Origin of the sequence: Streptomyces sp. NPDC057474 (assembly GCF_042802555.1) — a bacterium.
Lineage (GTDB): Bacteria > Actinomycetota > Actinomycetes > Streptomycetales > Streptomycetaceae > Streptomyces.
On the sequence record NZ_JBHVDX010000363.1, the window covers coordinates 1 to 6,343 of the forward strand.

Consider the following 6,343-nt stretch of genomic DNA (forward strand, 5'->3'; position numbering starts at 1 on the left):
CCTCCCCACAGGGAGGCATGCGCGGTGGTCGTGCGCGCGGGGCTCAGCCGCCGCCGTCGAGGTCGGCCCGCCTGCGCAGCACCTGTAGCTCGTGGTCGAGGAGCCGCATCTCGTAGAGCTTGCCCCGCGCGTTCTCGAAGGGGCGGTGGAGGATCATCATCAGCTGTCCGTCGAAGGTGTGGAACAGCATGCCGTGGCCGCTGTCCTCCCGCACCAGGGGCCGTTGTTGTTGCCACGGCCCCGTGATGTCGCCGGACCTGGAGACGGCGCAGGTCTGCACATAGCCGCCGCTGATGGTGCCGTCGTCGCGGGCCGCGTTCTTCTCGTACGTCGACCACAGCATGAGCAGGGAACCGTCAGGCGTGCGGTGCAGCTGAGGACCGTCGGTGATGTACGGCGCGAGCTGGTGCGGTACTCCGCCGGGGATCTGCTCGGTGAGCCAGGACGCGTCCGAGGCCTTGAACAGGAAGACCGGGTCCCCGATGGTCCGGGTCAGGTCCGGGGCCAGCCGGATCGCCTCCATGGTTCCGTCGATCGTCTGCAGCCACTCGTGCGCGTACACCATCCAGGGCTGCCCGGACGGGTCGACGTGGAGCGTGCCGTCGAGGGTCATGAGGTTCTCGGGCGGGGTGGGGCGCGCGGGGTCGACGACGCTGAAGGGTCCCAGCAGAGAGTCGGAGACCGCCGTGATCGTGCCTCGCATGTGGTTCGGGAGCTGGAAGGGGGTGCCCCACTGGTTGGCCGGCGGTATCTTGAGCGGCTTGTCCTGGTTGTGCAGTGTGGTGAACAGGTAGTACTTGCCGTCCCACGCGTGAACCTCCGGCGCCCACGCTCCGTCGGTCGCCCAGATTCCCTTCTGTTCGGCCGTCCGGAAGACCACGAAGGGGCGCGTCCAGTCCCGCAGGTCGGCGCTGCGGTAGACCATCGTGCCGGTGCCGTCCACGCCCGAGACGGTCGGGTCGTTGGACGTGTAGAGGTAGTAGGTGCGGGTCGTGTCGTCGGCGACTATGAACGGATCGTGCAGCGGCATGTCGGGAAGCCGCATGTCGGGAAGCCGTGTGGGTTCGGTCTCGGTCACGGTCGAAGAATAGTGAGCGAAGGGCATTGACTTCGTGTGCGCTTCAAGTTGAAGACTCCCGTTCAGGCCCGAGAGCCGGGCGGAGCAGGAGGAAACAGCATGAAGTACCGCACGATCGGCAGTGATCCGGGGACCCGTCGTGAGGTGAGTGTGCTCGCGCTCGGGGCGATGTTGTTCGGCTCGCGGACGGACGAGAAGACGTCCTTCGCGTTGCTCGACCGCTACGTCGAGGCCGGCGGGAACTTCATCGACACGTCCGACAACTACGCCTACTGGATCGACGGAGGGCAGGGCGGGCAGAGCGAGGAACTGCTCGGACGTTGGCGGCGCAGCCGGGGGATCGGCGACGAGATCGTCATCGCCACCAAGCTCGGCGCTCGGCCCCTCGCGCCCGGCACCAGCTATGTCGACAACGCGGAGGGGCTGTCGGCGAAAGTGATCCGGGAGTCGGCGGAGCGCAGCCGGGAGCGGCTCGGGGTGGAGCGGCTGGACCTGCTCTACGCGCACATCGAGGACCGTACGGTGTCGGCGCGGGAGACCGTCGAGGGGTTCGCGGAACTCGTCGCGGAGGGCACGGTCGGGCTGCTCGGCGTGAGCAACCACGCCGTGTGGCGGGTGGAACGGGCCCGCGCCCTCGCCGCCGCGGCCGGGCTGCCCGGCTACGAGGTGCTCCAGTACCACCACAGCCATCTGCGCCCGCGCACCGACGTCCCCAGCGACCTCTGGGCGGACGGCACCCTCGGCGCGGCCACCGCCGAACTCCTGAGCTATCTGGAGGCCGAGCCGGACCTCACCCTGGTCGCCTACTCACCGCTGCTCAAGGGCGGTTACGTACGGCCGGACGAGCTGCCGTCGGACTACGACCACCCTGGCACCCCGGTCCGGACGAAGGTGCTGGGCGAGGTGGCGCGGGAGACCGGGGCGACCGTCAACCAGGTCGTGCTCACCTGGCAGTTGGGCGGGCGGTTCCCGATCGTCCCGCTGGCGGGGGTGTCGTCGGTGGCGCAGCTGGAGGAGAACCTGGGCGCGGTGGAACTGGAGCTGACGGAGGAACAGCGGGTCAGGCTGGACGCCGCGCACTGAACCCGCGTGTGTCAGGGACGCCCGCGCTCGGTCACGCCTGACTGACGTTCGCCGTGAGCAGCCGCAGCAACTGCTTGGTCATGGCGTGCTGTTCGGGAGTCAGGCCCATGGCCTCGCCGATGTCCACGGGGACGGTCCGGGCCCGCTCCTCGAGCTGGGCGCCGGACTCGGTGAGGCGGATGGCGACGGAGCGCTCGTCGTCCGTACGGCGCTCGCGGCGGAGCAGGCCGCCGGCCTCCAGGCGCTTCAGGAGCGGGGAGAGGGTGCTGGACTCGAGTTGGAGCGCGGCGCCCAGGTCGCGTACGGAGATCGAGTCCTGCTCCCAGAGCACGAGCATGACCAGGTACTGCGGATAGGTCAGCCCCAGCTCGTCGAGCAGCGGCCGATAGCGGGCGGTGACCGCGCGCGAGGCGGCGTACAGGGCGAAGCAGAGCTGGTCGTCCAGGAGCAGGCTGTGCTCCGGTGCCGACGCCGGGGCCTGGGCCGTTCCGGTCGTGCGCATGATGTCGCCGACTGTGCTCACGGTGTCGCTCCTCGGTCCCGTGCTCTGGATGACGATCTCCCACCCTACCTTCGAGTCTCCTCGATTGTATCTTGCACTAAGTAATCGAGCGATAGATAGTCGGACAATAATTAGTTGTGCACCACTTAATCGCACGCTACTGTTGTGGTGTGCCGCCGACCCCGGCGAACGACGCCGATCGAGCCTGCCCGCGGCACCGGATCCGAGGAGACCGCCATGTCCGAGACCACCACCGGCAGCGCCGGCGCCGCCGGCCCCCGTCCCGTCCTGGAGCCCGCCGCCGCGGGCTTCGCCGAGGCGACCGCGAACCCGCCGTACCTCTTCGACCTCGGTCCGGTGGAAGGCCGTAAGACCGTCGACGAGGTGCAGTCGGGCGACATCGAGAAGCCGGCCGTGGACGAGGAGTGGGTGACCGTGCCGGGCGGGCCCACCGGCGAGGTCAAGGCTCGGATCGTCCGCCCGGTGGGTGTCAAGGGCGTGCTTCCGGTGATCCTCTACATCCACGGGGCGGGATGGGTCTTCGGCAACGCCCACACCCACGACCGGCTGGTGCGCGAGCTGGCCGTGGGCGCGCGGGCCGCCGTGGTCTTCCCCGAGTACGATCTCTCGCCCGAGGCCCGCTACCCGGTCGCCATCGAGCAGAACTACGCGGTGGCCCGCTGGATCGTCACCGAGGGCGCCGGTCACTACCTGGACGCCACCCGCATCGCCGTGGCCGGTGACTCCGTCGGCGGCAACATGAGCGCCGCGCTGACCCTGATGGCCAAGGAGCGGGGCGACGTCCCCCTGGTCCAGCAGGTGCTCTTCTACCCGGTCACCGACGCCGCGTTCGACACCGGCTCCTACCGCCGGTTCGGCGAGGGCTACTTCCTGCGGCGCGACGCCATGCAGTGGTTCTGGGACCAGTACACGACCAGTGAGAAGGACCGCGCCGAGATCACCGCCTCACCCCTGCGCGCCACTCCCGAGCAGCTCAGGAACCTGCCCCCGGCCCTCGTCATCACCGCCGAGGCCGACGTCCTGCGCGACGAGGGCGAGGCGTACGCCAACAAGCTCCGCGAGGCCGGGGTCCCGGTGACCGCTGTGCGCTACCAGGGCATCATCCACGACTTCGTGATGCTCGACGCCCTGCGCGAGACGCACGCCGCCGAGGCCGCCATCGGGCAGGCGATCGCCACCCTGCGCACGGCCCTCGGCACCGACTGACCGACCGTACGGCCGCCGTGGAAGCACACCGCCCCGGCCGGGAGCGATCCCGGCCGGGGCGGTGCTTGCGGACTGCGGACCCGCGGGCCCGCACGGGGTGTGCGAGGTCAGGCTCAGGCGAAGTTCGCCAGCGCCTCGTTCCACGTGGCCGACGGGCGCATGACCGCGGCGGCCTTGGCCGGGTCGGGCTGGTAGTAGCCGCCGATGTCGGCCGGCTTGCCCTGGACGGCGATCAGCTCGTCGACGATGGTCTGCTCGTTCGCCGAGAGGGTCTCGGCGAGCGGGGCGAAGGCCTTGGCCAGGTCGGCGTCGTCGGTCTGGGCGGCCAGCTCCTGGGCCCAGTACAGGGACAGGTAGAAGTGGCTGCCGCGGTTGTCGATGCCGCCGACGCGACGCGACGGGGACTTGTCCTCGTTGAGGAAGGTCGCCGTGGCGCGGTCGAGGGTGTCGGCGAGGACCTTGGCGCGGGTGTTGCCGGTGGCCTCGGCGTACTGCTCCAGGGACGGGACCAGGGCGAAGAACTCGCCAAGGGAGTCCCAGCGCAGGTAGTCCTCCTTGACCAGCTGCTGGACGTGCTTCGGGGCGGAGCCGCCGGCGCCCGTCTCGAAGAGGCCGCCGCCCGCCATCAGCGGGACGACCGACAGCATCTTGGCGCTGGTGCCCAGCTCCAGGATCGGGAACAGGTCGGTGAGGTAGTCACGCAGGACGTTGCCGGTCACCGAGATGGTGTTCTCGCCGCGGCGGATGCGCTCCACCGACAGCTTGGTGGCCTCGACCGGGGCGAGGACGCGGATGTCCAGGCCCTCGGTGTCGTGCTCCGGCAGGTACGCGTCGATCTTGGCGATCAGATTGGCGTCGTGCGCGCGGGTCTCGTCCAGCCAGAAGACGGCCGGGTCGCCGGTGGCGCGGGCGCGGGTGACGGCCAGCTTCACCCAGTCACGGATCGGGGCGTCCTTGGTCTGGCAGGCGCGGAAGATGTCGCCGGCGGAGACCGCCTGCTCGATCACCACGTTGCCGGCCTGGTCGACGAGGCGGACCGTGCCGGTGGCCGCGATCTCGAAGGTCTTGTCGTGGGAGCCGTACTCCTCGGCCTTCTGCGCCATGAGGCCGACGTTCGGGACCGAGCCCATGGTCGACGGGTCGTAGGCGCCGTTGGCGCGGCAGTCGTCGATCGCGACCTGGTAGACGCCGGCGTAGGAGGAGTCCGGCAGGACCGCGAGGGTGTCGGCCTCCTGGCCGTCCGGGCCCCACATGTGGCCGGAGGTGCGGATCATGGCCGGCATCGAGGCGTCGACGATGACGTCGGACGGCACGTGCAGGTTGGTGATGCCCTTGTCGGAGTCGACCATCGCCAGCTCCGGGCCCTCGGCGAGCTCGGCGTCGAAGGAGGCCTTGATCTCGGCGCCCTCGGGCAGCGCCTCCAGGCCCTTGTAGATGCCGCCCAGGCCGTCGTTCGGGGACAGGCCGGCCGCGGCCAGCGTCTCGCCGTACTTCGCGAAGGTCTTCGGGAAGAAGGCGCGGAGCACGTGACCGAAGACGATCGGGTCGGAGACCTTCATCATCGTGGCCTTGAGGTGCACGGAGAACAGCACGCCCTCGGCCTTGGCCCTGGCGACCTGCGCGGTCAGGAACTCGCGCAGCGCGGCGACGCGCATCACGGAGGCGTCGACGACCTCGCCCTCGAGGACGGGTACGGACTCGCGGAGCACGGTGGTGGAGCCGTCGTCGCCGACCAGCTCGATCTTCAGGGAACCGGCCTCGGAGATCACCGCGGACTTCTCGGTGGAGCGGAAGTCGTTCTCGCCCATGGTCGCGACGTTCGTCTTCGAGTCGGCGGACCAGGCGCCCATGCGGTGCGGGTGGGTCTTGGCGTAGTTCTTGACCGAGGCGGGGGCGCGGCGGTCGGAGTTGCCCTCACGCAGGACCGGGTTCACGGCGGAACCCTTGATCTTGTCGTAGCGGGCGCGGATCTCGCGCTCCTCGTCGGACTTCGGGTCGTCCGGGTAGTCCGGCAGCGCGTAGCCCTGGCCCTGCAGCTCGGCGACGGCGGCCTTGAGCTGCGGGATCGACGCCGAGATGTTCGGCAGCTTGATGATGTTCGCCGCGGGCGTCTTGGCCAGCTCGCCCAGCTCCGAGAGGGCGTCCGGGATGCGCTGGCCCTCCTCCAGGTACTCCGGGAAGACGGCGATGATGCGCCCGGCCAGCGAGATGTCACGGGTCTCGACGGAGACACCGGCCTGCGAGGCGTACGCCTTGATCACGGGCAGGAACGAGTGGGTCGCCAGGGCGGGCGCCTCGTCAGTGTGCGTGTAGATGATGGTCGAGTCAGTCACCGGGTGCTCCGCTCCACGTCTGCAACATTGCTCGACATCAAGATATCTCGTGATCCGGCGGGATGAGGCACGGGGCCGGGTGGGGGTTGCTCGCGCAGTTCCCCGCGCCTCTTCCAGGGG

At 69.7% G+C, this 6,343-nt stretch carries 5 protein-coding genes; 2 read left to right on the forward strand and 3 right to left on the reverse strand.

Annotated elements, in window-relative coordinates; genetic code table 11:
- Positions 1 to 43: 43 nt before the first annotated feature.
- Positions 44 to 1,105, reverse strand: coding sequence for a glycoside hydrolase family 43 protein (locus ACFU53_RS45730; RefSeq protein WP_384006044.1), 1,062 nt, complete (start codon positions 1,103 to 1,105; stop codon positions 44 to 46).
- Positions 1,106 to 1,177: 72 nt separating this feature from the next.
- On the opposite strand from ACFU53_RS45730, the gene ACFU53_RS45735 reads away from it, so the two are divergent.
- Positions 1,178 to 2,161, forward strand: a complete 984-nt coding sequence (locus tag ACFU53_RS45735; RefSeq protein ID WP_384006046.1) for an aldo/keto reductase — start codon at positions 1,178 to 1,180, stop codon at positions 2,159 to 2,161.
- Positions 2,162 to 2,192: 31 nt separating this feature from the next.
- Here ACFU53_RS45735 and ACFU53_RS45740 read toward each other — a convergent pair whose 3' ends face one another.
- The gene (locus ACFU53_RS45740) at positions 2,193 to 2,663 is read right to left on the reverse strand and encodes a MarR family winged helix-turn-helix transcriptional regulator (protein WP_384006052.1); all 471 of its coding nucleotides are present in this window, start codon (positions 2,661 to 2,663) and stop codon (positions 2,193 to 2,195) included.
- A 237-nt stretch (positions 2,664 to 2,900) separates the two neighbouring features.
- Here ACFU53_RS45740 and ACFU53_RS45745 point away from each other — a divergent pair, with 237 nt between their 5' ends.
- On the forward strand, positions 2,901 to 3,890 hold the full coding sequence (locus ACFU53_RS45745) for an alpha/beta hydrolase (protein ID WP_384006048.1): 990 nt from the start codon (positions 2,901 to 2,903) through the stop codon (positions 3,888 to 3,890).
- A gap of 113 nt (positions 3,891 to 4,003) precedes the next feature.
- Here ACFU53_RS45745 and ACFU53_RS45750 read toward each other — a convergent pair whose 3' ends face one another.
- Entirely contained in the window at positions 4,004 to 6,223 is a 2,220-nt protein-coding gene (locus ACFU53_RS45750; RefSeq protein ID WP_384006050.1) for an NADP-dependent isocitrate dehydrogenase, read from the reverse strand.
- Between the last annotated feature and the right edge of the window lie 120 nt (positions 6,224 to 6,343).